Consider the following 25,809-nt stretch of genomic DNA (forward strand, 5'->3'; position numbering starts at 1 on the left):
TCAGATGCCGGCGCCGACGTCGCTGTGCTCGGGCAGTGCGCCGCGCGCGTGGCGGCGGAACAGCGGCAGTGCGTTGTCGACGGATGCCTGGTAGGTCTCGGAAAAGACCGTCAGGCCCTTCAGCGCGTCATGGATGTTGCGGTCCTGGCGCGTCGCGTAGGCGTTGAAGCCGCAGCGGACCATCTGGAACAGCTGGTCGCGCAGCACGTCGCCGATCGCGCGCAGCTCGCCCTGGTAGCCGAGACGCTTGCGCAGGTTGTAGGCGATCGAGTAGCCGCGCCCGTCGCTGAACTTCGGGAAGTCGACGGCGACGACGGCGAACTGGCCGAGGTCGTCCTTGACCGTGTGCGCCAGCTCGTCGGAGGCGAACCAGATGCCGATTTCCTTGCGCGCCGCGCGGGCAGCCAGCTGCTCGCGCTGGGCCAGCCAGACTTTCACGGGGACGATGATCTTGCCGGCCGGGACCTCGATGCTCTCGGGCGCCGCGTCGTCGACGAGTTTCAGGACGCTCCAGTCGTCGTCGACCACTTCGCGGTGCTTGATGATCTGCTTGTGCGAGTGCAATTCGAAATTAGGCATATTCGTCTTCCCCAACCAGTTCGCCGGCCGGGATCGGCGTGGCATACACATGTTCCTTGAACGGCGCGACGCCGAGGCGCTGCGCCACGTCGACGAAGCGTTCGCCGTCGACGCGGTTCTTCACGTACACCTCCAGCAGGCGGCCGACGACTTCCGGCATCTGCGTTGCCGAGAACGACGGGCCGATGATCTTGCCGATGGCCGATTCATTGCCCTGGGCGCCGCCGATCGACACCTGGTACCACTCGGAACCGTCCTTGTCCACGCCCAGCACGCCGATATGGCCCACGTGGTGGTGGCCGCAGGCGTTGATGCAGCCGGAGATGTTCAGTTCGATGTCGCCGATGTCGTGCTGGAAGTCGAGGTTGTCGAAACGCTCGGCGATGGCGGCCGCGATCGGGATCGATTTCGCGTTCGCCAGCGAGCAATAGTCGCCGCCCGGGCACGAGATCATGTCGGTCAGGAGGCCGATGTTCGGCGTCGCGAGGCCGCGGGCCTTGGCCTGTTGCCAGACTTCGAACAGCTTCGATTGCTCGACGTCGGCCAGCACGAGGTTCTGCTCGTGCGTCACGCGCAGTTCGTTGAAGCTGTACTTGTCGGCCAGGTCGGCCACGAAATCGATCTGTTCCGCGGTCGCGTCGCCCGGCGGCACGCCGGTCTTCTTGAGCGACAGCACGACGGACGCATAGCCCGGCACCTTGTGCGGCTTGACGTTGCGCTGCAGCCAGTTGGCGAAGGCTTTATCACCGGCGTGCTCGGCGCGCGGATCGATGTTCGGCAGGGTCAGGTAGGGCTTCGGATTGAACCACTGGGCCACGCGCTCGACTTCCTCGCGGGTCAGCGTTTCCGGACCGTCCTTGAGGTCGGCGAATTCGGCCTCGACCATGCGCGCGAATTCCTCGGCGCCCACGGCCTTGACGAGGATCTTGATGCGGGCCTTGTACTTGTTGTCGCGGCGGCCGAACTGGTTGTACACGCGCATGATCGCTTCCGTGTACGTCAGCAGGTGCTGCCAGGGCACGAAATCGTTGATCACGCTGCCGATGATCGGCGTACGGCCCAGGCCGCCACCGACCATGAACTTGAAGCCGACTTCGCCCGCGTCGTTGCGCACGGCCGTCAGGCCGATGTCGTGGACGGCGATGGCGGCGCGGTCTTCCACGGCGCCATTGATCGCGATCTTGAACTTGCGGGGCAGGGCGATGAATTCGGGGTGGAACGTGCTCCACTGGCGGATGATCTCGGCGTACGGGCGCGCATCGACGAGCTCGTCGGCCGCGACGCCGGCGAATTCGTCCGTCGTGGTGTTACGAATGCAATTGCCCGACGTCTGGATCGCGTGCATCTCGACGGAGGCGAGGTCCGCCAGGATGTCCGGCGTCTGCTCCAGCTCGATCCAGTTGAACTGGATGTTCTGGCGCGTCGTGAAGTGGCCATAGCCGCGGTCGTACTTGCGCGCGATGTGCGCGAACATGCGCATCTGCGCCGTCGACAGCAGGCCGTACGGGACGGCGATGCGCAGCATGTAGGCGTGGCGCTGCATGTACAGGCCGTTCTGCAGGCGCAGCGGCAGGAATTCTTCTTCGGTCAGCTCGTCGGCGAGACGGCGCCGTACCTGGTCGCGGTACTGGGCGATGCGTTCACGCACGATGAGATGGTCGTATTGGTCGTAACGGTACATGTTCAAGATCCTTAGGAGCGGGTCAATCCTGACCCTTCTCTGGGGAAACCTGCTGCGCGTTGCAGTCTTGGTGGGGGCGCCTGGCCCTGTGAGGCGCGCCGTACCGAAGTACAGCTGCGCTTCCCAGCCGGAACTGCTGCCGCTCGCGACGGTTTCAAGCTCGGTAAACTATCCCGAATATTAATAAATTCCAGCTATATTCCAAACGACGGAGAATTTATTTGCTTATATGAGCCTGCGGTATAAGCAAGCTTGTAAAATGCGGGATCGGATTGACAAGATAAGGGCAATGAACCTACACCAACTACGTTTCGTGCGCGAAGCGGTCCGCCAGAATTTCAATTTGACCGACGCCGCCAAGGCGTTGTTCACGTCGCAACCCGGGGTATCGAAAGCCATCATCGAGCTGGAGGAAGAGCTTGGCGTCGACATCTTCACCCGCCATGGCAAGCGCATCCGCGGCCTGACGGAGCCCGGCCGCCTCGTCCTGCAGTCGGTCGAGCTGGTCATGCAGGAGATCGACAGCCTCAAGCGCATCGGCAAGGAATACGCAGCCCAGGACAGCGGCAGCTTCACCATCGCCACCACGCACACGCAGGCACGCTACATGCTGCCGAAGGTGGTGCAGGCGTTCATGCAGCGCTATCCGAAGGTCAGGTTGTCTTTGTTGCAAGGCAATCCGCGCCAGATCGCCGAGATGGTCAAGAACGACCAGGCCGACCTCGCCATCGCGACGGAATCCATCGCGGCCGTCGACGGCCTGATCACGTTGCCGTGCTACCAGTGGGAACACGTCCTCGTCGTGCCGCCCGACCATCCGCTGACGAAATCGAAGGCGATTTCGCTGGAAGAGATCGCCGGCTACCCGCTGATCACGTACGATGCCGCGTTCGCCGGCCGCAGCAAGATCGACCACGCGTTCGAACTGCGCAACCTCAAGCCGGACGTGCTGCTGGAAGCCATCGACGCCGACGTCATCAAGACCTATGTGGAACTGGGCATGGGCATCGGCATCATCGCCGGCATGGCCTTCGACCAGGAGCGCGACCGCAACCTGCGCGCGATTCCCGTCGGCCATTTGTTTGGCATGAACATCTCGCGCGTGGCCGTCAAGCAAGGCGCCTACCTGCGCAGCTACATCTACACTTTCATCGAACTGCTGGCGCCCACGCTCAACCGCAAGATGGTCGAATCGGCCATGCGCGGCACCAGCGACAATTACGAGCTTTGATATGAATCGCAAGAATGATCCGGTCGCGCGCTACTACGCGAGCAGCACGCAGGCCGCCGACGCGGCGCTTTCCCGGGCGGAACGCGCCAATGACCTGTCCCAGGTGCGCGAACGCATCGCGCAACTGGTGCGCGGGCAGACCGTGCTGGAACTGGCCTGCGGCACCGGCTACTGGACCGAAGTGATCGCCACGACGGCGGACCGGGTGCTGGCCACCGACATCCTCGATGAGATGCTGGAGCGGGCGCAGCGCCGCCGCTTCCCGGAGGGCAAGGTCGCGTTCCGGCGCGTCGACGGCCTCGACCTGCCGGACGACCTGGGCACGTTTTCCTGCGTCTTCATCGGCTTCTGGTGGTCGCACCTCAAGCGCGACGAGCAGGATGCGCTGCTGGCCCGGCTGCGCGCGCGCCTCGGCCACGATGTCACGCTGGTCCTGCTGGACGATGTTTATGTCGAGGGCAGCAGCACGACCATTGCGCGCACGGATGCGCAGGGCAATACGTATGAAATCGTCGCGGCGCCGGACGGCGAGCGGTTCGAGCTGCCGAAGAGTTATCCGGCCGACAGCGCGCTGCGCAAGCGGCTCGGCGGCGCGGTGCGCGAGATCCGGATCGAGCGGCTGACCTATTACTGGATGCTGACCTGCCGGCTCAAATGACGTTTGCTGTTTGTAAACGCAACGCGTGGGCTCAGGGAGCCCACCCTACGGTTCGATTCTGCGTAGGGTGGGCACCCCGTACCCACGCGGATGGCCGCGCGCTTGGCCGTAGGGGGGGCACGCTGTGCCCACGCGGATGGCGGCGTGCTTAGAACGTGTGGCGCATGCCCACGGTGAACACCGACGGATCGGCACCCAGCGACGTCGCGGCCGGTGCGAGGCTGTTCGAACCCGAGTTCAGGCCGAACGTGGCCAGGCCGTTGTTGTTCAGGCTGGCGTACGACGCGTACAGGTTCGTACGCTTCGACAGCGAGTAGCTGTAGGCCAGTGCCCAGGCATTGCCCTTGGCGCCGTTTTCCAGCTTGTTCTGCTGCACGTTCACATAGACCTTGCTCGGGCCGAACGGATAGCCGGCGCCCAGGTTGTACTGCTTGAACTTGTTGTTCGCGCCGTCCGGATCGGCCGACAGGTAGTTGGCCTTGATCTCCAGGCCGCCGACTTCCGCGAACTTGTACGCGACGCCGGCACCGTATTCCTTGTCGTCGCCCGACGACACGCGCTTGTACGTCTGGTAGGCGGCGCCCAGGTACAGGTCGCCCAGCTTGTATTCGGCGCCGATACCCTTCAGGTCGCCCGACGGGCCGGTGCCCTTTTCGCCGGCCGAGTAGGCGGCCAGCAGGTCGAAGCCGTTGAACGAGGCGCTCTTGTAGTTGACCGAGTTGGCCAGGCGGCGGGTCACGCGGCCCGAACCGAAGCCCGACAGGTTGCTGCCATAGAAGCCCTGGCCGAATTCGTCGGTCGCGCCGGCGACGGCGGCGATCGGCGAGTATTCGCGGCCCAGCGTCACGGTGCCGAACGCGCCTTCCAGGCCGACGACGGCGCGGCGCTGGAACAGGCCGGCCGAGTCTTGCGCGCCGGTGTCGACCGCGACGCCCGCTTCCAGGTTGAAGATGGCCTTGAGGCCGTTGCCCAGGTCTTCCGTGCCGCGGAAGCCGAAACGGCTGCCCGACAGGTCGCCCGACTGGACGCGGGTCTGGCGGCCTTCCGGACCGCCGGAATCGGCGGATTCGACGGCGGCGTCGACGACGCCGTACAGCGTCACGTTGGTCTGGGCTTTTGCGAACAGCGGGGCAGCGGCGATCAGGGTAGCAACCGAGGCGGCGGCCAGGCGTTTGACTTGCATTCAGGTTTCTCCAATAAGATGTCGTTCGACTCAAGCGATGTCGTTATCACTTGCTTGATCGGCACGAATCTTATCGAAGCGATATGTCGATTTGATGACACAGTGAAATGTTGTAGCGTTACCACACTTGCGATGTCATCAATATGTGACGGCGTCGTTACACGAGATGGTCGTGCAGCGGCAGCACGATGTCGATGCGCGTCCCTTGCGGTTCGTCGGCGCCGATCGTGATCTCGCCCTTCATGGCCCAGACCCGCTCGCGCATGCCGATCAGGCCGAGGGATTCCGCCTTCTCCATGTCTTCCGGGCGGATGCCGCGGCCATCGTCGCGGATCGTGATGAGCAGGTCGCTGTTCAGCCGGAACAGGTTCATCATGACGCGCGTCGCTTCCGCATGCCGTGCGATGTTCGTCAGCGCCTCCTGCACGATGCGGAAGATGGCGGTGCTGGCCGCGTCGTCCAGGCGCAGCTCGGACTCGTCCGCCAGCAGGGTGGTGGGAATGGCGTAGCGTTCGACGAAATCGTCGCGCAGGCCCTGCAGGGCGAAATACAGGCCGCCTTCGTCGAGCGCGCGCGGGCGCAGGTTGGTGGCGATGCGGCGCAGCGAGGTGATGGCGGTGAGCAGGTTGTCTTCCATGCCGTGCATCAGGCGCAGGCTGTCGCCCGGCGTGCCGTCGGCCTGTTGCAGCAGGGTGAGGTCCATGCGCAGCGACGCGAGGAGCTGGCCGAGGTCGTCGTGCAGTTCGCGCGCGATGTGGGTGCGTTCTTCTTCGCGGATGGTCTGCAGGGCGGCGGACAGCTGGCGCAGCTGGTCGTTCGAGCGGCTCAGCTTTTCCTGCACGCGGCGGCGTTCGCTGACGTCGCGCATGACCACCGTATAAAACGGCGCGCCGGCGTTGGCGCGCGAGATCGAGCCCTCGATCGGAAACCGCTCGCCGTCGCCGCGCACGCCCGTGACGGTGTAATCGGTGGCGCGGCGGCCGGCGCGGCCGCTGCCGGGACGGAAATAATCGACGGGTTCGGTGGAGGAGCCCGCCGCCTCGGCGGGGCCTTCGATGTAGTGGCCCAGCGAGCTGCCCACCATCTGCTCGACGCTGGTGCCGAACAGCGCGGCCGCGGCCGGGTTGGCCATGACGATGGTGTTCGACTGGTCGGCGGAAATGATGGCTTCGCTGACGTGGTTGACGATCTGACGGCTGGCCGGCACGGTGTCGGGCTCCCCATGAGCGCGCCTTCCCAGCCAGCAGCCGGCCGCGAGCCCGGTCAGGAACCAGGCCGCGGACCTGCCGGAAACGCGGGGGCGGCGCGGTCGTTTCATTCGAGAATGCTGGATAGAAAACGACCCGCTGGGCGGGTCCGGCATCTACCTTACCCGCCATGCAAACGTCCGGCTTGATGCCCGACAATCGGGCCGGCGTGCCTACATCTGCTTGAAGAGGTGCAGGAAGCTGCGGCTGACTTCGAGCTTGTCGGAGCGGCCCTTGATCAGCACGAGGTGGCGGCCGCGGATGTCGCGCGTGACGCCTTCGATGGCGTTGACGTTGACGAGCGTGGCGCGGTGGATCTGCCAGAACAGCGCCGGATCGAGCTCGTCGGCCAGGTCGCGCACGGGCTTGCGGATCAGGGCCTCGAATTTCTCGGTCTGGACGCAGGTATATTTTTCGTCCGAACGGAAGAACAGGATGTCCTCGACGGGAATCATGCGCAGGTCCTGGCCGATGCTGGCCTGGATCCATTGCAGGTATTTCGGTTTCGGCGCCGCGATCTTTTCGGCCAGCTGGGACAGCATCGCCGTGACCGTATCGCTGACGTGGACGGACGCGCTGGCGGCCTGCGCCGGCGTCGCCAGGCGTTCCTTGAGGCGCTCCACGGTGATCTTGAGGCGCTCCGGCTCGGGCGGTTTCAGCACGTAGTCGACGGCGCCGCGCTCGAACGCTTCGACGGCGTACTGGTCGTACGCGGTGACGAACACGACCTGGCTGGCGTCGCCGATGTCGCGCGCCGCTTCCATGCCCGTCTTGCCCGGCATGCGGATGTCGAGGAAGGTCAGGTCGGGATGCAGCTCGTCGACCAGTTGCACGGCCTCGTCGCCATTCTTCGCCTCGCCGACGATCTGCAGGTCGGGCCACACCTGGGACAATCGGGTGCGCAGCAGGTCGCGCATCAGTCTTTCGTCATCGGCAATGATTGCGGTAGGCATGGTCGGGTCGGGACAGTGTCGGAGTGGCGGAGTGTCGATTATTCAACGAATTGTCGGTACAAGCAATACCCGGAATGATTACTTGGGTGCAAGCTGGTACGGCACTTCGATGGTCGCGATCACGCCGCTCGGGCTGTTGGCCGCGATGTGCAGCTGGCCGCCGTCGCCATGCAGCAGTTTCAGGCGTTCGCGGATGTTCGACAGGCCCAGGCCGGTCCCCTTGCTGGGCACGACGCCGAAGCCCACGCCGTCGTCGGCGACCGTCACGCGCAGCCTGCTGTCGACCACTTCCGCCGAGACCGCCAGGTGCCCGCCCTCGGGCTTGCATTCGAGGCCGTGCTTGATCGCGTTCTCGACCATCGATTGCAGCATCATCGGCGGAAACGCGGCGCTGCGCAGGCCCTCCGGCACGTGCAGCTCCACCGTCAGGCGCTCTTCCATGCGCATCTTGAGCAGGTCGAGGTAGGACTTGACCATGTCGACTTCGCGCCCCAGGTTCGTCACGAGGTTGTTGTCGCGCATCTGCGGCAGCACGGCGCGCAGGTACTGGATCAGGGTGCGCTGCATGGCGGACGCGCGCGGCGGATTGGTTTCGATCAAGTGCTCGACGGACGCCAGCGTATTGAACAGGAAGTGCGGCTCGACTTGCGCCTGCATGGCCTGCATCTTGGCCTCGGACAGCTGGCGCTGCATCGACTCGCGCTCGGCGGCGGCCGTCGCGGACTGCATCTCGGCCTCCGCGCGCTTCTTGCCGCCCACGAGCGCCTTGGTGCCGAACAGGGCGAGGATGAGGAGCCAGACGAAGCTCGTGAACCAGGTCGACGCCTGCTTGTGGTAGCTGCGTGCCTTGGCCTCGGCCGCGTCGTCGACGGCCGCCTCGATGGCATTCGACAATTCCTCGCCGATTTGCGGCGGCAGGTCGATGTGGACTTCCTCGCCGTTCGCGCCGCGCACGGTCTTCGCGACCGGGTGGCCGGCCTTGCCGGCGGCCGGCGCGGGCGGGGCGGGGGCGCCGGCGGCGCGGGTACGGCGGGTTCCGCCGGCGCTACGCTGTCGGCCGCCCGGTCTGCCGCATCGGCCGCTTTTTCCGCGGCGGCAGCTGCTTCATCGGCCCTGGCCTGCGCGTCCTCGCTCTTGCCGTCGGCCGCGGCACGGGCGGCGGCCGCCGCCTTCGCCGCCGCTTCCGCCTTGGCGGCCTCGACTTCGGGATTGATCGTGATCGTGCCGCGCCGGCTGTTCTTGCCGGGATTGATGTGGATGCCGCTGTCGTCGATCGTCACGGTCGGCTCGGGCGCGCGCTGCTTGTGGTTCGTGAGCGCGATCTCTTCGTCGCTGCCGGAGAACAATTCATCCTGGAGAATCTTGCCTGAAACCAGCATCAGCGCGGCGAACAGGAAAAATTTCCACCACGAGAGTTGCGTCACCCACGTGGCGACCGCATCGAAGACACGGTACAGCACCGACAGGGTGTTCGAGAAGGCTTGCTGAGTAGAACGCCGTGTTTGCATGAAGCTGATCTTTATCAAAAGGTGCGCCGAGTGTAACCGCTGGCACAGTGGGCGACCACTGTTGGGATGTTGCAACTTTAGTTGTTGGACGCGCGCGATACCACCTGTTTGCGACAGCCTGCACGTTTCGGGTCCTGGAATGCACAGGTTCATGACGCCGTGATGACGTATAGAAAAACTGTTAATTGACAATTTTGCGCGGTATGATGCACGACGTCCTGGCTGCGCCAGCCCATCCGTCATTTGCGACATGAAAGGGGTTTGCCGATGTCTGCCGTTCTTCAGCGTTACCGTCTCGTTACCCGCAGCGATTTCGACGGCCTCGTCTGCGCCGTCCTCCTCAAGCACCTGGACCTGATCAACGAGATCCTGTTCGTCCACCCGAAAGACATGCAGGATGGCAAAATTGCCATCAGCGCGCGCGACATCACGACGAACCTGCCTTACGTTGCCGGGGCACACCTGGCGTTCGACCATCACCTGTCGGAAACGATCCGCAACACGGGCCAGCGCGACAACCACGTGATCGATCCGAAGGCGCCGTCGGCCGCACGCGTCGTCTACGACCACTATGGCGCCACGCGCGCCTTCCCGGCGGCCTGGCGCGACATGATGGACGCCGTCGACAAGGGCGACGCGGCCCGTTTCACGCGCGAGGAAGTGCTCGATCCGACGGGCTGGAACCTGCTGAATTTCCTGATGGACGCGCGCACGGGGCTGGGCCGCTTCCACGACTTCCGCATCTCGAACTACCAGCTGATGATGGACTTGATCGATTACTGCCGCAACCACGGCATCGACCAGATCATGCAGCTGCCCGACGTGCAGGAGCGTACCCGGCTGTATTTCGAGCACAGCGAACAGTGCAAGGCGCAGATCCGCCGCTGCGCCCGCGTCCACGGCAACCTCGTCGTCCTCGACCTGCGCGAAGAGCCCGTGATCTATGCGGGCAACCGGTTCATCATCTATGCGCTGTTCCCGGAAACGAATATCTCGATCCACGTGCTGTGGGGCCTCAAGAACCAGAACACCGTGTTCGCGACGGGCAAGTCGATTCTCAACCGCACGTCGAAGACGAATATCGGCGCCCTGATGCTGGAATACGGCGGCGGCGGGCACGAGAATGCGGGCACGTGCCAGGTGTCGAACGACATGGCGGAGGACGTGCTCGGCGCGTTGATCAAGCGGATCACCAGCGAAGGATAAGGCTGCGGACCCACCTGGTGGGCGAAGGTCGCCCACCCTACGGCCGCCCACGCGGACTGGTCGCAGTCGTCGGGTGGGCATTCGAGGCCGCGGGCCTCAATTGAAATGTGCCCACGCGGACGTCATGCCGGCAGCTGCTCTTCCAGCATCCGCTGCGCCGCTTCCGCCGCCAGCGGGCCGCTGAACCAGACGCCCTGGAACTGGTCGCAGCCATGCGATTCCAGGAATTCCAGCTGGGGCCGTGTTTCCACGGCCTCGGCCACCACGGACATGTTCAGGTTGTGCCCGATGTCGATCAGGCTCTTGGCCACGGCCTGGCCGCCGTCCATCAGCGCGTGGATCGTGGCCGACGCCAGCTTGACCTGGCTGGCCGCCAGCTGCTGCAGGTAGCCGAGGTCGCAGAGGCCGGCACCGAAGCCGTCGACGGACAGGTCCACGCCCAGCGTATGCAATTGGTCGGCCAACTCCCGCCCCAGGGTGGGATTGCGGATCAGCCCGTCGATGCGCAGGTCGAGCTGCAGGCTGTGCGGCGGCAGCCGGTGGCGTGTCAGGCGGTCGGCCAGGCAGGCGAGGAAGCCGGGCTGGCAGTACTCGCGGTGCGAGACGTTGACGGTGACGGGCACGTCCTCGAACCCCGCCGCGCGCAGCTGGGCGGCGAAGGCGCAGGCATGGTCGAGCACGCGCTGGCCGATGGGGACGATCACGCCGCTCTCCTCGGCTTCGGCGAGGAAGCGGGCAGGGGGCAGCACGCCCTGGTCGGGATGGCGCCAGCGCAGCAGCGCCTCGAAGCCCGCGACCCGGTTGCCGTTCACGGTCACGCGCGGCTGGTACAGCAGGAACAGCTCGTCGTTGTCGAGCGCGTCGCGCAGGGCCAGTTCGATGCGGTGCTTGGCCTCCGTGGTCGATTTCATGTCGGCCGAGAAGAAATGGACATCGTTGTGGCCGCTGCCCTTGCCGTGGTACATGGCGAGGTCGGCCGCGCGCACGAGCTCCGCCGCGGTGTTGCCGTCGTGCGGGTACAGCGACACGCCGACGCTGGCGCCCACGGGGATTTCGCGGTTGTTGAACGCGACGGGAATCGCGAAGCTCTGGCGCAGGCGGTCGACCATGCGCAGCGTGAAGCGCAGCGACGGCTGGTTGGCGAGGATCAGCACGAACTCGTCGCCGGACATGCGCGCCACCGTGTCGCTGTCGCGCACGGAGGCCTGCAGGCGGCGCGCCACGACCTTGAGCACGACGTCGCCCGCCTCGTGGCCGAACGTGTCGTTGATGGCCTTGAAGCTGTCGAGGTCGATCAGCACGGTGGCCACCAGTGACTTGTGGCGCTGGGCCAGGTGCAGCGCCTGTTCGAGCCGGTCCCACAGCAGGTTGCGGTTGGCCAGGCCCGTCAGCGCGTCGTGGTTGACCTCGTGTTCCAGGTGCGCCGTGCGCAGCATGGTGGCGGTGACGTCCGTGATGACGCCGATGTAGTGGGTGACGACGCTGTGGTCGTCCTGCACGGGCGTGATGCTCAGGTCGTTCCAGAACACTTCGCCGTTCTTGCGCAGGTTGCGCAGCACGACCTTCGCGCCCACGCGCGCCGCGATCGCCTCGCGCAGCTGGGCGCGTTCGCCGAGGTCCATGCCGGGCGCGGCCATGAAGCGCGGGTCCGTGCCCATGATCTCCGCCGCCGGGTAGCCCGTGATGCGCTCGAAGGCCGGGTTCACGTATTCGATGACGCTCTGGCCGCCGTCCAGCCGGGTGATCACGATGCCGTTGCTGGCCGCGTGCAGGGCGCGTTCGCGCAGGCGCAACTGCTGTTCGCGCGCGCGCCGTTCGGTGATGTCCACGCCCATGCCGAGCAGGTATTCGCCGCCGTCGCAGCGCACCCGCGCGCCGCACAGCACCATGGGAACGTCGCGGCCGCTCCTGGAGACGTAGTCGACCTCCAGCCTGGCTTCTTCACCGGTCGCGAAGATCCTGTCGATGGCCGCGGACACGGTCGGGCGTTCTCCCAGGTCGATCAGGTCCAGCGCGCGCGTGGCGCCCAGCTCGTCGGGGGACAGTTCGGTGACCCGCTCGAGGTTATGGTTCCAGAGCACGAAGCGGCCGTCGCGGTTGATCGCGTAAAACGTGCCGGGGAACATGTCGACGATGGCGGACAGCGGCGTGCGCGCCACCCGGTCCGCTTCCGTCCCGCCCCGTTCGCGGCCGGTGGCCACGGCGACGGCGCAGCCTTGCGGCTTGCCGGTGCCGTCGAACTGGGGCGCGAGGGTCAGCGTGCCTTCCAGCACGCGGCCGTTCGCGCAGTGGAGGTCGACGTGCAGTTCGGCCCCTTCGGCGTGGCCCGCGACGGCGCTCCAGCCCGCGCTCCAGACGTCGCGCCCGGCCGGTGTGAACAAGGTCGTGATGGGGCGGCCGAGGACCTGGTCGGCCGGGACGCCGAACAGCGCGAGACAGGCATCGTTCCAGGCCTGGATGGTGCCGGTCCCGTCGGTGAGGAAGACGCAGCGGCTGGGCGGTTCGGCATCTGACATGCGGCGCTCCCGGTTTCGCGAATGATCTGCATTGGACCATGCGAACGGGACTTCCGTTCCGTGTCAGCCCGTCAGGCCGCCGCTTCCTGGCGCGGCGGCAGTGCCACCTGGTTGTCCACGCTGAACTGGTAATCCTTGAACACGTGTTCGGCGGACAGGATCTGGTAGGTGCCGTCGGACAGCTTGTGCGTCGTGTCCTTCAGGCGGTACGTCGTCGCGCCGCACGTCCAGCAATTGAAGTTGCGCATGTGGGTGCACAGGCAGGTCTTGTCGAACACCTGCACGTTCTTCTGCCCCGGATTGGCCTGCACTTCGCGGTTGTACGAATTGATGTAGGCGCAATTGCCCGTTGCGTCCAGCAGGTAGCCATACGATTCGCAGCCGGGGCGGATGCCCGAGCCGATCGCCGGCGTCTGCTTGAGCATGCGCATCGGATAGCCCGTCGGCGAGACGCCGTTGACGATGATGTCGTCCTCGCTGGCGCGGAAGTATTCCTGCTTGACCGTGTCCGGCAGGCCGCATTCGCGGGTGACCGTGAAGCGCGTCGCGACCTGCACGCCGCCCGCGCCTTTTTCCAGGAACGACACGGCGTCGCTGCCGGTGAAGATGCCGCCGGCCGCGATCAGGGGAATGTCGAGCTGCTCGGCCTTCAGGTAGGCATGGATCTCGTCCATGATCGTGTGCAGGTCGTAGTCCTTCCAGTCTTCCATGCCGAAGCCGAGGTGGCCGCCGGCCAGCGGGCCTTCGACGATGATGTAGTCCGGGTTGCGGTTCAGGCGCGAGACCTTGCGGAGGAACAGTTGCAGCGCGCGGACGGACGAGACGATGATGCCCAGCTTGGCGTCGCGGAAGCGCGGATGGTCCTTGATGAGTTCGAACGAGCCCAGGTGCAGGCCGGCCGACATCGTGATGCCGTCGATGCCTGCGTCGAGCGCCGCCGACAGACGCGTGCGCAGCGTTTCCTTCGGCGCATTCATCGTCAGCTTTTCCATGCAGTTCACGAAGATCAGGCCATCGCCTTTCTTCGCCGCCATCGTCGCGCCCACGTGCAGGCGGGTCGCTTCGGCCAGCCGTTCGAGGTCGAACTGGACGACCGACTTGTCCATATTGTTGATGTTGAACTTGTAGAGCTTGGTCTTTTCCTTGACGAAGCTGGTGTCGAACTTGCGGTCCGACACGTCCGGCACCATCGCATCGGAAATGTGGCCGATACCGCCCAGCCGCGCAGCTTCCAGCGCCAATTCCGACGTGGAAATGTCCACGCCCATTCCGCCGATCATGATGGGCACGTATTCCTTGCTGCCCAAACGCAGGCGGAAATCATCAACACGTTTCATTGCTATCCTTAAACTACCGGGGGCCTCGACCCTGGACGATCTTGTTATCTTTGTTTATATGGCAACGCCGCGGACGGCGTGTTCGCGCACCCCGCATTCTACCCCACGCGGGGTCGCCCGAGAGCACCATTTGCCGCACGGTCGTGCGGCCCCGCGGAGGCGGCGGTCAGTCGCGGAAGTTGTTGAATTCCAGCGGCAGGTCCTTGACGTCCTTGCGCAGCAGGGCGATGGCTTCCTGCAGCGTGTCGCGGTCCTTGCCCGTCACGCGCACGGTCTCGCCCTGGATCGACGCCTGCACCTTCATCTTGCTTTCCTTGATGAGCTTGGTGATCTTCTTCGCGTCTTCCGTCTCGATGCCGTTGCGCACCTTGAGCACCTGCTTGACCTTGTCGCCGCCGATCTTCTCGATCTTGCCTTCGTCGAGGAAGCGCACGTCGACCTTACGCTTCGTCATCTTATTCAACAGCACGTCGCGCACCTGGCCGAGCTGGAAGTCGGAATCGCCGAACACGGTGATCTCGCGCTCCTTCTGCTCGACCTTGGCCGAGCTGCCCTTGAAGTCGAAGCGGGTGCCGATTTCCTTGTTGGATTGCTCGATGGCGTTCTTGACTTCGACCATGTCTGCTTCGCAGACCACATCAAACGATGGCATTGTGTTTTTTCCTTTGTCTTGCACAGTGATGAATGGCGTTATTGTAACCAACAACGCGCGCGCCACTATAATGCGCCAAACACTTCCTGCCTCAGCCATGCCAGCCGACCTGCCTTTATCGTTCGACGTCCCCCTCGACGCCTTCAACACCTTCCGCATTCCCGCGCGGGCCAGGCGCTACCTGCGCGTGACGGATCCGGCCCAGCTGGCGCTCGTCGCGGCCGACCCCGCGCTGGCCGCCCTGCCGCGCCTCGTGCTCGGCGGCGGCAGCAACCTGCTGATCGCGCACGACGAGGTCGACGCCCTCGTGCTGCACATGGCGCTGGCCGGCAAGGAGATCGTCGGGGAGACGGCGGACGCCGTCCTCGTGCGCGCCAGCGCCGGCGAAAACTGGCATGGCTTCGTGGAATGGACGCTGGAGCAGGGTCTCGGCGGCCTGGAGAACATGGCGCTGATCCCGGGGACGGTCGGCGCCTCGCCGATCCAGAACATCGGCGCGTACGGGGCCGAAGTCAAGGACAGTTTCCACGCCGTCACCGTGTTCGATTTCGCCGCCGGCACGACGCGGACGATGGACGCGGCCGCCTGCCGCTTCGGCTACCGCGACAGCGTGTTCAAGCATGCGGAAGGCAGCGCGCTCGTCGTGCTGGACGTGACCTTCGCGCTCCCGCGCGCGTGGACGCCCAACGTGCGCTACGCGGAACTGGCGCAGGCGGTGCAGGGCGTCGACGCGCCGACGCCGCGCCAGGTGGCCGACGCCGTCATCGCGATCCGCCGGCGCAAGCTGCCCGATCCGGCCGAGATCGGCAACGCCGGCAGTTTCTTCAAGAACCCGGTCGTCGCGCGCGACCATTGCGCGCGCCTGCTGGCCACGTGGCCGGACCTCGTGCACCACGCCCAGCCGGACGGCAGCGAAAAACTGGCGGCCGGCTGGCTGATCGACCGCTGCGGCTGGAAGGGCAGGAACCTCGGCCGCGCGGGCGTCTATCCGAAACAGGCGCTCGTGCTCGTCAACAACGGCGGCGCGACCGGGGCCGAGCTCATGGCGCTCGCACGCGCCATCCAGGACGACGTCGAGGCCCGCTTCGGCGTGCGGCTGGAGCCGGAGCCCGTGCTGGTCTGAAGCGCCCGGGGCCCGCCTCCGGCGCCTATCTGGCCCCGATCGCCCGGTTGATGGCGGCAACGATCTGCTTCAGGCTCGATTCGTCGTAACCACGAAACACCTCGACGATCTTGCCGTCCCGGCCGATGATCGCCATGTGCGGGATGCCGTTCACGCCGAACGCCTGCCGCGCCTTGCCTTCGGGGTCGTAGGACATGCCGATCTCCAGCGTGCGCATGGCGCGCGCGAGCTCGCGGAAGGTATCCTCGTTCTCCGTGTTGACGGCCACGACCTGGAGCCGGCCCTTGGCTGCCTTCTGGATGTTGTACAGGATCGGCAATTCCTTGAGGCAGTAAGGGCACCAGCTGGCCCAGAACGAAACGACGACGGCCTTGCCCTCGTAATCCTTCAGGTGCACCGGCGCACCCTTGAGCGTTATGCCGAGGTCGTCGGGCGCCACGTCGCCGGCGGCGGGCATCGCGGCCGTCGCGAGTGCCGATACGGAGAACAGCAGGGCGGCGCAGGCGCGCGCAAGAAGGGAGAGAGGGCGCATTTGTTTTTCTTTGTGATCAGGAAACTTGAGTGTAATGCGCGGATGGGCCGGCGGTCCACGGCGTTGTCGAGGTCCGCAACGAAAAAAAGCCGCCGGCCCTCGCGGGCCGGCGGCTTTGTCGGGCCAATGCCGTGTTACTGGCCGCGCTTCTTGCGCGCGTTCGCCGCGATGCGCATGCGCAGCGCGTTCAGCTTGATGAAGCCGCCCGCATCCGCCTGGTTGTAGGCGCCGCCGTCTTCGTCGAAGGTGGCGATGGTCTGGTCGAACAGCGAATCGGTCTTCGAATCGCGCGCGACGACGATCACGTTGCCCTTGTACAGCTTGACGCGCACCCAGCCGTTCACGCTCTTCTGCGTGTGGTCGATCAGCGTCTGCAGCGCGACGCGTTCCGGTGCCCACCAGTAGCCGTTATAGATCAGCGATGCGTAGCGTGGCATCAGGTCGTCCTTCAGGTGCGCCACTTCGCGGTCCAGCGTGATCGATTCGATGGCGCGGTGCGCGCGCAGCATGATCGTGCCGCCCGGGGTTTCGTAGCAGCCGCGCGACTTCATGCCGACGTAGCGGTTTTCCACCAGGTCCAGGCGGCCGATGCCGTGCTTGCCGCCGAGGCGGTTCAGCTCGGTCAGCACGGCGGCCGGGGTCATCGGCTTGCCGTTCAGGGCGACGATGTCGCCGTGCTCGAACTCGATGTCCAGGTACTCGGCCTGGTCCGGCGCCGCTTCCGGCGACACGGTCCAGCGCCACATCGATTCCTCGGCTTCCGCACTCGGATTTTCCAGGTGGCGGCCTTCGAACGAGATGTGCAGCAGGTTGGCGTCCATCGAGTACGGCGCACCGCCGTTCTTGTGCTTCATGTCGATGTCGATGCCGGCGTCTTCCGCGTACTTCAGCAGTTTTTCGCGCGACAGCAGGTCCCACTCGCGCCACGGGGCGATGATCTTGACGTCCGGTTTCAGCGCATAGGCGCCCAGCTCGAAGCGGACCTGGTCGTTGCCCTTGCCGGTCGCGCCGTGCGACACGGCGTCGGCGCCGGTTTCGTTCGCGATTTCAATGAGGCGCTTGGCGATCAGCGGACGCGCGATCGACGTGCCCAGCAGGTATTCGCCTTCGTACACGGTGTTGGCGCGGAACATCGGGAACACGAAGTCGCGCACGAATTCTTCGCGCACGTCGTCGATGTAGATGTTTTCCGGCTTGATGCCGAACTTCAGCGCCTTGGCGCGCGCCGGTTCCAGCTCTTCACCCTGGCCCAGGTCGGCGGTGAAGGTGACGATTTCGCATTGGTAGTTATCCTGCAGCCATTTGAGGATGACGGAGGTATCGAGGCCGCCCGAGTAGGCGAGGACTACTTTTTTAATGTCGCTCATGGAAGTTCCAGTGGTGTCAGATGTGGAGGGGGATGATGGTCAGCCGGCCCTCAGCGGGCCGACGATCAGGCTCAAGGGTGGTGTCAGTGTTTGTCTTCGATGCGGCCCAGCAGCAGGTATTCGATCAGCGCCTTCTGCACGTGCAAGCGGTTCTCGGCCTCGTCCCAGACGACGGACTGCGGACCGTCGATGACGCCGGCCGCCACTTCCTCGCCGCGGTGCGCGGGCAGGCAGTGCATGAACAGGGCGTCGCCGCTGGCGCGCGCCATCTTCGCTTCGTCGACGATGAAGCCGTCGAACGCTTTCAGGCGCTCGGCGTTTTCCTTTTCGTAGCCCATGCTCGTCCACACGTCCGTGTTCACGAGGTGCGCGCCGGCGCAGGCGTCGGATGGGTTCTCGAAGAAGGTGTAGTTGTTCGTGGCGACCAGTGCCGGATCGATGTCGTAGCCCTTCGGCGTCGACACGTTCAGGTGGAAGCCGAATACCTCGGCCGCCTGCAGCCAGGAATACAGCATGTTGTTGGCGTCGCCGATCCAGGCCACGGTCTTGCCGACGATGGAGCCGCGGTGTTCGTAGTACGTGAAGATGTCGGCCAGCACCTGGCAAGGATGGTGTTCGTTGGTCAGGCCGTTGATCACCGGCACGCGCGAGTGCGCAGCGAAGCGCTCGATGATGTCCTGGCCGAACGTGCGCACCATGATGATGTCGCACATGCGCGACATGACCTGGCCGGCGTCCTCGACGGGCTCGCCGCGTCCCAGCTGGCTGTCGCGCGTGTTCAAGTAGATGGCGGCGCCGCCCAGCTGGTGCATGCCGGCCTCGAACGACAGGCGCGTGCGCGTGGAATTCTTTTCGAACACCATGACCAGCGTGCGGTCGACGAGCGGGTGGTAGATCTCGTAGTTCTTGAACTTGCGCTTGATGACGGTCGCGCGCTCGATCAGGTACTCGAATTCGTCGCGGGTGAAGTCGGAGAACTGCAGGAAGTGCTTGATGTTGGTGGGAGTCGTGCCAGCCATTTTTGTGCCTGAGATACGATAATCTCTTGGATTATAAGCGTTTTTGCTTGCTTTCCGGGAAATTGCATTCGGCGCCAAGCGGAAAAGTTGTCAGTACAACGTCTGCGCCGACTCGTGCAACAGCTGCGCGTACAGCTCGTGGCGCAGCTTCGCGATCTTGCCGTCCGCGACGGCTTGCAGCACCGCGCACTGCGGTTCGGCCAGGTGGCGGCAGTTGTAGTATTTGCAGCCGCCGAGGTAGGGCTTGAACTCGACGAACGCGCGTTCCAGCATGCCTTCCGTCAGGTGGTACAGGCCGAACTCCTGGAAGCCTGGCGAGTCGATCAGCGTGCCGCCGGCCGGCAACTTGTACAGGCGCGTGAAGGTCGTCGTGTGCTTGCCGGTGTCCAGCGCTTCCGAGATTTCGCGTACGGCGATGTCGGCGTCCGGCACCAGCAGGTTCACGATCGACGACTTGCCCATGCCCGACTGCCCGATCAGGATCGACGACTGGCCCTGCAGCAGCGGTGTGAGCGTCGCGACGGTGTCTTCGGGATGCGTCTTGGCCGACACCTCGTGCAGCGGATAGCCGAGGTTCGTGTACAGGCTCGCGCGTTCGCGCGCGCGGGCGAGGTTCGGCTCGAGGTCGACCTTGTTCAGGATGAGGTGGGCGTCCACGCCCGCCGCCTCGCAGGCGACGAGGGCGCGCGAGATGAGGTCGTCGGCAAAGCCGGGCTCCGTCGCGATGACGATGAACAGCCGGGTGATGTTCGCCGCCAGCAGCTTGGATTTGTACTGGTCGGAGCGGTACAGCAAGGTGGTGCGCTCGGCGATCTTTTCGATGACGGCCTGGTCGGCCGACGTGCGCTTCAGGTGCACGATGTCGCCCACCGCGATGTTGGTCTTCTTGCCGCGCGTGACGCACTGGAGGAATTCGCCGTCGACGTCCGCCAGATAATGCCGGCCGTGGGCGGCGACGATCGTGCCCGTCAACTCATTTGCCTTGTTCGGTTTGGTCATGCGCCGGCCCGTTCCGCGTACAGTGCGTCGGCCCTGGCCGCGCAGATGAAATCGTTGTCGGACAGGCGGTTGCCGGCCGAATGCGTCGTCCACGCCGCGGTGCAGCGGCGGTAGCCGACGGTCAGAATCGGGTGATGGTCTTCGCGGTGGATCATGAAGGCGAGGGCGTTCACGAATTCCATCGTCTCGTGAAAGTCGCGGAACACGAATTCGCGCGCGAGGCACGTGCCGCTTACGTTCGACTCTACGCGCCAGTCCGGCACCTCAAGCAGCAAGGACCGGATCGTCGCATCGTCCAGGGCGGCGGCATCGTGCACGCAGTGGCGGTCAGCGAGCTTCATGCGGCCCCCGCCAGGCGCAGTTGGCGGATGCGCACGGAGGCCGGCGGATGCGAATCGTAGAACGCGGAGTGGATCGGGTCCGGCGTCAGCGTGGACGCATTGTCCTCGTACATCTTGACGAGGGCGGAGACGAGGTCGCGCGCATCGCTGTGGCTCGCGGCGAAGGCGTCCGCTTCGAACTCGTGCTTGCGCGACGTGATCGACGTGAGCGGCGAGAACGGGAAGGTGAACACCGGGAGCACGAGCGCGAACAGCAGCAGCGCCATCGCGTCGTTCGACTGGCCCAGCAGCGGCATCACGCCCAGGCCCGTGTAGAACCACACCTGCGTCTTCAGCCAGCCCAGCAGGGCGAGGAAGGCGAGCGACAGCGCGAACAGCACGGCGATGCGCTTGACGATGTGCTTGAGCTTGAAGTGGCCCAGTTCGTGCGCCAGCACGGCTTCGATCTCGGCCGGGGCCAGGCGCGCCAGCAGCGTGTCGAAGAAGACGATGCGTTTATTCGCGCCGAAGCCGGAAAAATAGGCGTTGCCGTGGGCGGAGCGCTTGCTGCCGTCCATCACGAACAGGCCCTTCGCGGCGAAGCCGACGCGCGTCATCAGGCCCTCGATGCGGTCCTTCAGCTTGTCGTCCGTGAGCGGCGTGAACTTGTTGAACAGCGGCGCGATGACGGTCGGGTACAGCACCATCATCAACAGCTGGAAGCCGCTCCACACGAGCCAGGCGTACAGCCACCACAGCGCGCCCGTCCTGTCCATCAGGGTCAGGACGACCCACAGCAGCGGCAGGCCGATGGCGGCGCCGACCAGCGCGCCCTTGACGGCGTCGGCGATCCACAGCCCGAGCGTCATCTTGTTGAAGCCGAAGCGCTCCTCCAGCACGAACTGGCGGTAGTACGAGAACGGCAGGTCGAGCGCACCGGAGACCACGGCGAACGCGACGATCAAGAGGATCTGGTACACCATGCCGGGACCGGCCACATGCAGCAGCGCCGTCGACAGGGCCTGCAGCCCGCCCAGCAACGTAAAACCGGTCAGCACGAGCGTGTTCCACAGGGCGGAGGCGAGACCGAAGCGGGTCTTGGCGATCGTGTAGTCGGCCGCTTTCTGGTGCGCGGAGAGGGGAATCCTTTCGGCGAATTCGGCCGGCACCTGGCTGCGGTGCCGCAGCACGTGACGGATGTGCCGGCGGGCCAGCCAATAACGCAGGCCGAGGGTCAGCAGGAGAAAGACGACGAACAAAACCGAAAACGCGGATGAAAGCATGCGGTGCCTGTGAGAAAATCCTATTTTTCGGGGCCAGAGCACGAATTTTGATCAGCGGGGTCGGAGCACGGTTTTCACGGTTGTGCTCTGACCTCGCCAAATTAAACTCTGACCCCGCTGATTAAAAGCTTTTAAGCGAAGAGAGAATTATGTCACAAGCCACCCCTACCGAAGTATCCACCCCACGCCCGAACGAATTCAACCTGGTCTGGATCGACATGGAAATGACCGGCCTCGATCCCGACAACGACCGCATCATCGAAGTGGCCGCCGTCGTCACGGACGCCAACCTGAACGTGCTGGCCGAAGGTCCCGTGATCGCCGTGCACCAGAGCGACGCGACGCTGGACAAGATGGACAACTGGAACAAGGGCACGCACGGCCGCTCGGGCCTGATCGACCGCGTCAAGGCGTCGACGATCACCGAAGCCCAGGCCGAGGAGCAATTGATCGCCTTCTTGAGGCAGTGGGTGCCGGCGAACAAGTCGCCGATGTGCGGCAATTCGATCTGCCAGGACCGCCGTTTCATGGCGCGCGGCATGCCGAAGCTGGAAGCCTTCTTCCACTACCGCAACCTGGACGTCTCGACGCTCAAGGAATTGTGCCGCCGTTGGAAGCCGGAACTGGCCTCGGGCTTCAAGAAGGCGCAGAAGCACACGGCGCTGGCCGACATCATCGAGTCCATCGAGGAACTGCGCTACTACCGCGAGCATTTCATCAAGCTGTGATGCGCAAACTGTAAAGCGGCTTGGTGGGCTCGGACACGAAGTTGCAATCGTGCATGGGCCCCGCCGCAAGGTATGCGAGAATTGTCCATGGCTGACATTCTGCGTACCACCGCCGGCCTCGGCGGAGAGAGCGAAGTCCGGCGTCTCCTGCGGGAGCACGACTGGACCACGTCGCCGCTCGGCCCGCCGGAAGGCTGGCCGCCCGAACTGGCCACCGCCGTGTCGATGGCCGTCAGCTCCGCGTTCCCGATGTTCGTCGCCTGGGGACCCGACCTGCGCTTCCTGTACAACGACGCCTACGTCCCCATCCTCGGCGACAAGCACCCGGCCGCGTTCGACGCGCCGTTCCAGCAGGCGTGGTCCGAGATCTGGCCCGACCTCGTGCCGATCGTCGACCGCGCGCTGTCCAACAAATCCGCGTATTTCGAAGACCTGCCGCTCACGATGGAGCGCAAGGGCTTTCGCGAGCAGACCTGGTTCACGTTTTCGTACTCGCCGCTGCACGACGGCAACGGCCGCGTGGCCGGCCTGTATTGCACCGTCATCGAGACGACCGGCCGCGTGCAGGCCGAGCGCCGCGCCGCGTTCGAACTGGCGGTGGCGGACGCGCTGCGCCCGCTGGCCAGTGCCGACGACGCCATCCGCACGGGCTGCACCCTGCTGGGCCTGGAGCTGGGCATGGCGCGCGTGCTGTACGGCGAGGTCGACGACAACCTGGGCACCCTGTCCGTGGCGCGCGACTGGCACCGTCCCGGCCTCGCGGCCGTGGCCGGCCACACGTTCGCCATCGACGCGTTCGGCCCGGAACTCGGGCGTGCCGGACGCACCGGCGAGACCGTGCTGCTGACCGACGTCCGCACCGACCCGCGCGCGGCCACGCGCCAGGGCACGTATCTCGCGCTGGACATCCACGCCTGCCTGGCCGTGCCGCTGCGCCGGGACGGGCGCCTGCAGGCCTTCCTCGTGCTCGGCCTGGACCGGCCGCATGCCTGGACCGACGCCGAGGTCGCGCTGGCGCGCGGCACGGCCGAGCGCATCCGGGCGGCCGTCGACCTGGCGCGCGCGCAGACGACGCTGCGCGAAGAGCGCGACCGCAGCCGCACGATCCTCGACACCATCGCGGAAGGCTTCCTGCTGCTCGACCGCAGCTGGACCGTCCTGCAGATGAATCCGGCCGGCCTGCGCATCGCCCGCATGGACGCCGGCGACATCATCGGGCGCAACCATTGGGACGTCTGGCCGGAAGCGATCGACAGCGAGGCCGGGCGCATGTACCGCCGCGTGATGCGCGACCGCGTGGCCGGCACGGCGGAGTACCGCCAGCGCACGGCGGACGGCGTCGAGATCTGGTGCGAGGTGCGCGCCTATCCGACGGCCGACGGCGGGCTCGTCTCGTTCTTCCGCGACGTCACCGAGCGCAAGGCGGCCGAGGACAAGCTGCGCGCGGCCGACAGCCGCAAGGACGAGTTCCTCGCGATGCTGGCGCACGAACTGCGCAATCCGCTGGCGCCGATCAGCGCCGCCGCCGACCTGCTGCGCATCGGCCGGCTGGACGAGAACCGGGTGCGCCAGAGCAGCGCCATCATCGGCCGCCAGGTGCGCCACATGACGAGCCTCGTGGACGACCTGCTCGACGTCTCGCGCGTCACGCGCGGGCTCGTGACGCTGGCGCGCGCGCCGGTTGCCGCCCGCACCATCGTCGACGAGGCAATCGAGCAGGTGCGTCCCATGTTCGAGACGCGCCGCCAGCACCTCGCCGTCGACATCGCCGAGCCGGATGCCATGGTGCTGGGCGACAAGGCGCGCCTCGTGCAGGTGCTGGCCAACCTGCTCAACAACGCGGCCAAGTACACGCCGGAAGGCCGGCGCATCAAGGTGGCGGCGGTCGTCGCCCGCGCCCGCGGCCGGCTGCTGCTGACGGTGCGCGACGAGGGCATCGGCATGGAGCCGGAACTGACGGGGCATGTGTTCGACCTGTTCACGCAGGCGCAGCGTTCGGTCGATCGCGCCCAGGGCGGCCTGGGCCTCGGCCTGGCCCTCGTCAAGAATCTCGTCGAGCTGCACGGCGGCACCGTCGCGTGCACGAGTGCCGGCCTGGGGCAGGGCAGTACCTTCGAGGTGGCGCTGCCGTTGATGGAATCCGCGCCGCGCGCCGCGCCGGCCGCCGCCGTGTCCGGTGCGCCCGGTGCGCAAGCGGGGACGGGAGACGCGCGGCGTCCGCTGCGCCTGCTCGTCGTCGACGACAACGTCGACGCCGCGGCCACGCTGGGCATGCTGCTGGAAGCGTGCGGCTACCTGGTCGACGTCGAACACGAGTCGCACCGCGCGCTCGAGCGGGCGCGCCAGCAGCGGCCGGATGTGGCGCTGCTCGACATCGGCCTGCCGGACATGGACGGCAACGAACTCGCGCGCCGCCTGCGCGCCGACGCCCAGACGGGCGCCATCGTGCTGGTGGCCGTCACGGGCTACGGCCAGGAACAGGACCGCCGCGCGGCGTTCGAGGCCGGCTTCGACCATCACCTCGTGAAGCCCGTCGACATGGACGAGCTGGCGGCGCTGCTGGCGGGGATCGAGGCGGAGCAAGCGTAGCCGCCGGCTCCGCGCAGGTCGCCGTCGCCCCGCGCCTTGGCCGTCGCCCCCGCGCAGGCGGGGGCCCAAGTTCGTGGCGACGCGCACAATCTTGGGTTCCCGCCTCCGCGGGAACGACGATCGGTTTTTTAACGCATCCGGGTGTTAACGCATCTGGGTATAGTTGACGGGAATCCAGCGATACCCCTTACCCTGCGTGGCCAGGTGCCCGAGCCCCGGGAACTGCAGGTGCGCCCCGCCGATCAGCCAGCCATTCTTCGCGGCCTCGTCGAACACTTTCTTGCGCGACGCATAGGCCGCCTTCTCGTCGCTGTCGAACGCGATGGTCACCTGCGGGTTATCGAACTGGACGGCCGCCAGGTGGATCAGGTCGCCGATCAGCACGAGCTTCTGGCCGTGGCTTTCCACCGCGTAGGCCGTGTGGCCCGGGGTGTGGCCGTGCTCTGCCATGGCGGACACGCCCGGGACCAGTTCGCCGTCCGCCTCGATGGCCTTGAACTTGCCGGCCTTGATGTACGGGTTGATCGACGCCATCGCGCCCTTGAAGAAGTCTTTCTTGTCGGCCGGGGCCTTGTTCATGTTGGCTTCGCTCAGCCAGTAGTCGGCGTCGGGCTTGCCTGCGCGCACGGTCGCGTTCGGGAACACGCGCTGGCCGTTGCTGACGAGGCCGCCGACGTGGTCGCCGTGCATGTGGGTGATGTAGATCTCGTCGATCTGCTCCGGCTTGTAGCCGGCCGCCTTGAGGTTGTTGACGAACTTGCCGACGGTCGGGCCGAACAGGGTGCCGGCGCCCGTGTCGACGAGCACCAGCTTGCTGCCGGTGTTGATCAGGAAGGCGTTGTCGGAGGTTTCGACCGGCAACTTGAGGAAGTTCTTCGCCAGCACGGCGCGCGTCACCTCGGGCTTCTCGCGCATGTACTGGTCCATCGGCAGGTCGAAGGTGCCGTCGCTGATCGGGGTGATTTCGATGTCGCCCACCATCACGCGGTAGAAACCGGGGGCCGGGGTCTTGACCATCGGTGCGGCGGCCTGGGCGGTAAAGGCGGCCGCGGCGAGGGCGGCGGCGAGCAGGGTGTGCTTGAGCGGCTTGATCATGTT

23 protein-coding genes are annotated in these 25,809 nt (G+C 65.7%); 7 read left to right on the plus strand and 16 right to left on the minus strand.

All coding sequences use genetic code 11. The annotated features are described in order from the left end of the window. Together ACEN9Q_RS04970 and ACEN9Q_RS04975 are read right to left on the minus strand one after the other, a co-directional pair. Positions 1–579, minus strand: coding sequence for a DUF934 domain-containing protein (locus ACEN9Q_RS04970; protein WP_495627565.1), 579 nt, complete (start codon positions 577–579; stop codon positions 1–3). Continuing rightward, a complete protein-coding gene (locus ACEN9Q_RS04975; RefSeq protein ID WP_056447440.1) occupies positions 572–2,260 on the minus strand; it encodes a nitrite/sulfite reductase in 1,689 nt (562 codons plus the stop codon). The genes ACEN9Q_RS04970 and ACEN9Q_RS04975 overlap by 8 nt, the downstream gene beginning before the upstream one ends. A gap of 289 nt (positions 2,261–2,549) precedes the next feature. Between ACEN9Q_RS04975 and ACEN9Q_RS04980 the strand changes: the two genes are divergently transcribed. Both ACEN9Q_RS04980 and ACEN9Q_RS04985 read left to right on the plus strand, forming a co-directional pair. Further along, positions 2,550–3,491 carry a CysB family HTH-type transcriptional regulator gene (locus ACEN9Q_RS04980; RefSeq protein ID WP_056447441.1) on the plus strand — a complete coding sequence of 314 codons (942 nt, stop codon included), beginning with the start codon at positions 2,550–2,552 and terminating at the stop codon, positions 3,489–3,491. 1 nt (position 3,492) lies between these two features. Continuing rightward, positions 3,493–4,149: a class I SAM-dependent methyltransferase gene (locus tag ACEN9Q_RS04985; RefSeq protein WP_495627566.1), complete on the plus strand. Its 657-nt coding sequence runs from the start codon at positions 3,493–3,495 to the stop codon at positions 4,147–4,149. Between the two features lie 148 nt (positions 4,150–4,297). Here the strand turns inward: ACEN9Q_RS04985 and ACEN9Q_RS04990 are convergent, their stop codons facing one another. The 4 genes from ACEN9Q_RS04990 to ACEN9Q_RS05005 form a co-directional block, all read right to left on the minus strand. Further along, positions 4,298–5,332 carry a porin gene (locus ACEN9Q_RS04990; RefSeq protein ID WP_056447445.1) on the minus strand — a complete coding sequence of 345 codons (1,035 nt, stop codon included), beginning with the start codon at positions 5,330–5,332 and terminating at the stop codon, positions 4,298–4,300. A gap of 157 nt (positions 5,333–5,489) precedes the next feature. Continuing rightward, positions 5,490–6,650 (minus strand): PAS domain-containing sensor histidine kinase, encoded by a 1,161-nt coding sequence (locus tag ACEN9Q_RS04995; protein ID WP_082548249.1) that lies wholly within the window; start codon positions 6,648–6,650, stop codon positions 5,490–5,492. A 102-nt stretch (positions 6,651–6,752) separates the two neighbouring features. Continuing rightward, positions 6,753–7,532 carry a LytR/AlgR family response regulator transcription factor gene (locus tag ACEN9Q_RS05000; protein ID WP_056447447.1) on the minus strand — a complete coding sequence of 260 codons (780 nt, stop codon included), beginning with the start codon at positions 7,530–7,532 and terminating at the stop codon, positions 6,753–6,755. Between the two features lie 78 nt (positions 7,533–7,610). Then, positions 7,611–8,486 (minus strand): sensor histidine kinase, encoded by an 876-nt coding sequence (locus ACEN9Q_RS05005; protein ID WP_495627567.1) that lies wholly within the window; start codon positions 8,484–8,486, stop codon positions 7,611–7,613. On the opposite strand from ACEN9Q_RS05005, the gene ACEN9Q_RS05010 reads away from it, so the two are divergent. Both ACEN9Q_RS05010 and ACEN9Q_RS05015 read left to right on the plus strand, forming a co-directional pair. Further along, positions 8,457–9,020: a hypothetical protein gene (locus ACEN9Q_RS05010; RefSeq protein WP_495627568.1), complete on the plus strand. Its 564-nt coding sequence runs from the start codon at positions 8,457–8,459 to the stop codon at positions 9,018–9,020. The genes ACEN9Q_RS05005 and ACEN9Q_RS05010 overlap by 30 nt on opposite strands. Positions 9,021–9,307: 287 nt before the next feature. Then, entirely contained in the window at positions 9,308–10,246 is a 939-nt protein-coding gene (locus ACEN9Q_RS05015; RefSeq protein WP_495627569.1) for an exopolyphosphatase, read from the plus strand. 122 nt (positions 10,247–10,368) lie between these two features. On the opposite strand, the gene ACEN9Q_RS05020 is transcribed toward ACEN9Q_RS05015, so the two are convergent. From ACEN9Q_RS05020 to ACEN9Q_RS05030, 3 genes are all read right to left on the minus strand, one after another. Then, positions 10,369–12,762 carry a putative bifunctional diguanylate cyclase/phosphodiesterase gene (locus ACEN9Q_RS05020; protein WP_495627570.1) on the minus strand — a complete coding sequence of 798 codons (2,394 nt, stop codon included), beginning with the start codon at positions 12,760–12,762 and terminating at the stop codon, positions 10,369–10,371. Between the two features lie 71 nt (positions 12,763–12,833). Further along, the gene (locus ACEN9Q_RS05025) at positions 12,834–14,099 is read right to left on the minus strand and encodes a nitronate monooxygenase (RefSeq protein WP_056447453.1); all 1,266 of its coding nucleotides are present in this window, start codon (positions 14,097–14,099) and stop codon (positions 12,834–12,836) included. A 166-nt stretch (positions 14,100–14,265) separates the two neighbouring features. Continuing rightward, complete coding sequence (locus ACEN9Q_RS05030; protein WP_056447454.1) at positions 14,266–14,751, minus strand: YajQ family cyclic di-GMP-binding protein; 486 nt, start codon at positions 14,749–14,751, stop codon at positions 14,266–14,268. A 97-nt stretch (positions 14,752–14,848) separates the two neighbouring features. Between ACEN9Q_RS05030 and murB the strand changes: the two genes are divergently transcribed. After that, positions 14,849–15,874 (plus strand): UDP-N-acetylmuramate dehydrogenase, encoded by a 1,026-nt coding sequence (murB, locus tag ACEN9Q_RS05035; RefSeq protein ID WP_495627571.1) that lies wholly within the window; start codon positions 14,849–14,851, stop codon positions 15,872–15,874. A gap of 25 nt (positions 15,875–15,899) precedes the next feature. On the opposite strand, the gene ACEN9Q_RS05040 is transcribed toward murB, so the two are convergent. The 6 genes from ACEN9Q_RS05040 to ACEN9Q_RS05065 form a co-directional block, all read right to left on the minus strand. Next, positions 15,900–16,406, minus strand: a complete 507-nt coding sequence (locus ACEN9Q_RS05040) for a TlpA family protein disulfide reductase (protein ID WP_495627572.1) — start codon at positions 16,404–16,406, stop codon at positions 15,900–15,902. 134 nt (positions 16,407–16,540) lie between these two features. Further along, the gene (locus tag ACEN9Q_RS05045) at positions 16,541–17,773 is read right to left on the minus strand and encodes an argininosuccinate synthase (RefSeq protein WP_056447459.1); all 1,233 of its coding nucleotides are present in this window, start codon (positions 17,771–17,773) and stop codon (positions 16,541–16,543) included. Positions 17,774–17,856: 83 nt separating this feature from the next. Then, a complete protein-coding gene (gene argF / locus ACEN9Q_RS05050; protein ID WP_495627573.1) occupies positions 17,857–18,792 on the minus strand; it encodes an ornithine carbamoyltransferase in 936 nt (311 codons plus the stop codon). Positions 18,793–18,882: 90 nt separating this feature from the next. After that, positions 18,883–19,791 (minus strand): ribosome small subunit-dependent GTPase A, encoded by a 909-nt coding sequence (gene rsgA, locus ACEN9Q_RS05055; protein ID WP_056447462.1) that lies wholly within the window; start codon positions 19,789–19,791, stop codon positions 18,883–18,885. Further along, the gene (locus tag ACEN9Q_RS05060; protein ID WP_495627574.1) at positions 19,788–20,132 is read right to left on the minus strand and encodes a 4a-hydroxytetrahydrobiopterin dehydratase; all 345 of its coding nucleotides are present in this window, start codon (positions 20,130–20,132) and stop codon (positions 19,788–19,790) included. Before ACEN9Q_RS05060 ends, rsgA begins: the two co-directional genes overlap by 4 nt. Further along, entirely contained in the window at positions 20,129–21,394 is a 1,266-nt protein-coding gene (locus ACEN9Q_RS05065) for a M48 family metallopeptidase (protein ID WP_495627575.1), read from the minus strand. The genes ACEN9Q_RS05060 and ACEN9Q_RS05065 overlap by 4 nt, the downstream gene beginning before the upstream one ends. A 149-nt stretch (positions 21,395–21,543) precedes the next feature. Between ACEN9Q_RS05065 and orn the strand changes: the two genes are divergently transcribed. Together orn and ACEN9Q_RS05075 are read left to right on the plus strand one after the other, a co-directional pair. Next, a complete protein-coding gene (gene orn / locus ACEN9Q_RS05070) occupies positions 21,544–22,122 on the plus strand; it encodes an oligoribonuclease (protein WP_056447469.1) in 579 nt (192 codons plus the stop codon). A gap of 87 nt (positions 22,123–22,209) precedes the next feature. Then, positions 22,210–24,711: a hybrid sensor histidine kinase/response regulator gene (locus ACEN9Q_RS05075; RefSeq protein ID WP_495627576.1), complete on the plus strand. Its 2,502-nt coding sequence runs from the start codon at positions 22,210–22,212 to the stop codon at positions 24,709–24,711. A gap of 144 nt (positions 24,712–24,855) precedes the next feature. Here ACEN9Q_RS05075 and ACEN9Q_RS05080 read toward each other — a convergent pair whose 3' ends face one another. Next, complete coding sequence (locus ACEN9Q_RS05080; RefSeq protein WP_495627577.1) at positions 24,856–25,806, minus strand: MBL fold metallo-hydrolase; 951 nt, start codon at positions 25,804–25,806, stop codon at positions 24,856–24,858. Positions 25,807–25,809 lie beyond the last annotated feature (3 nt).

Source organism: Massilia sp. Masssp93, from assembly GCF_059491295.1.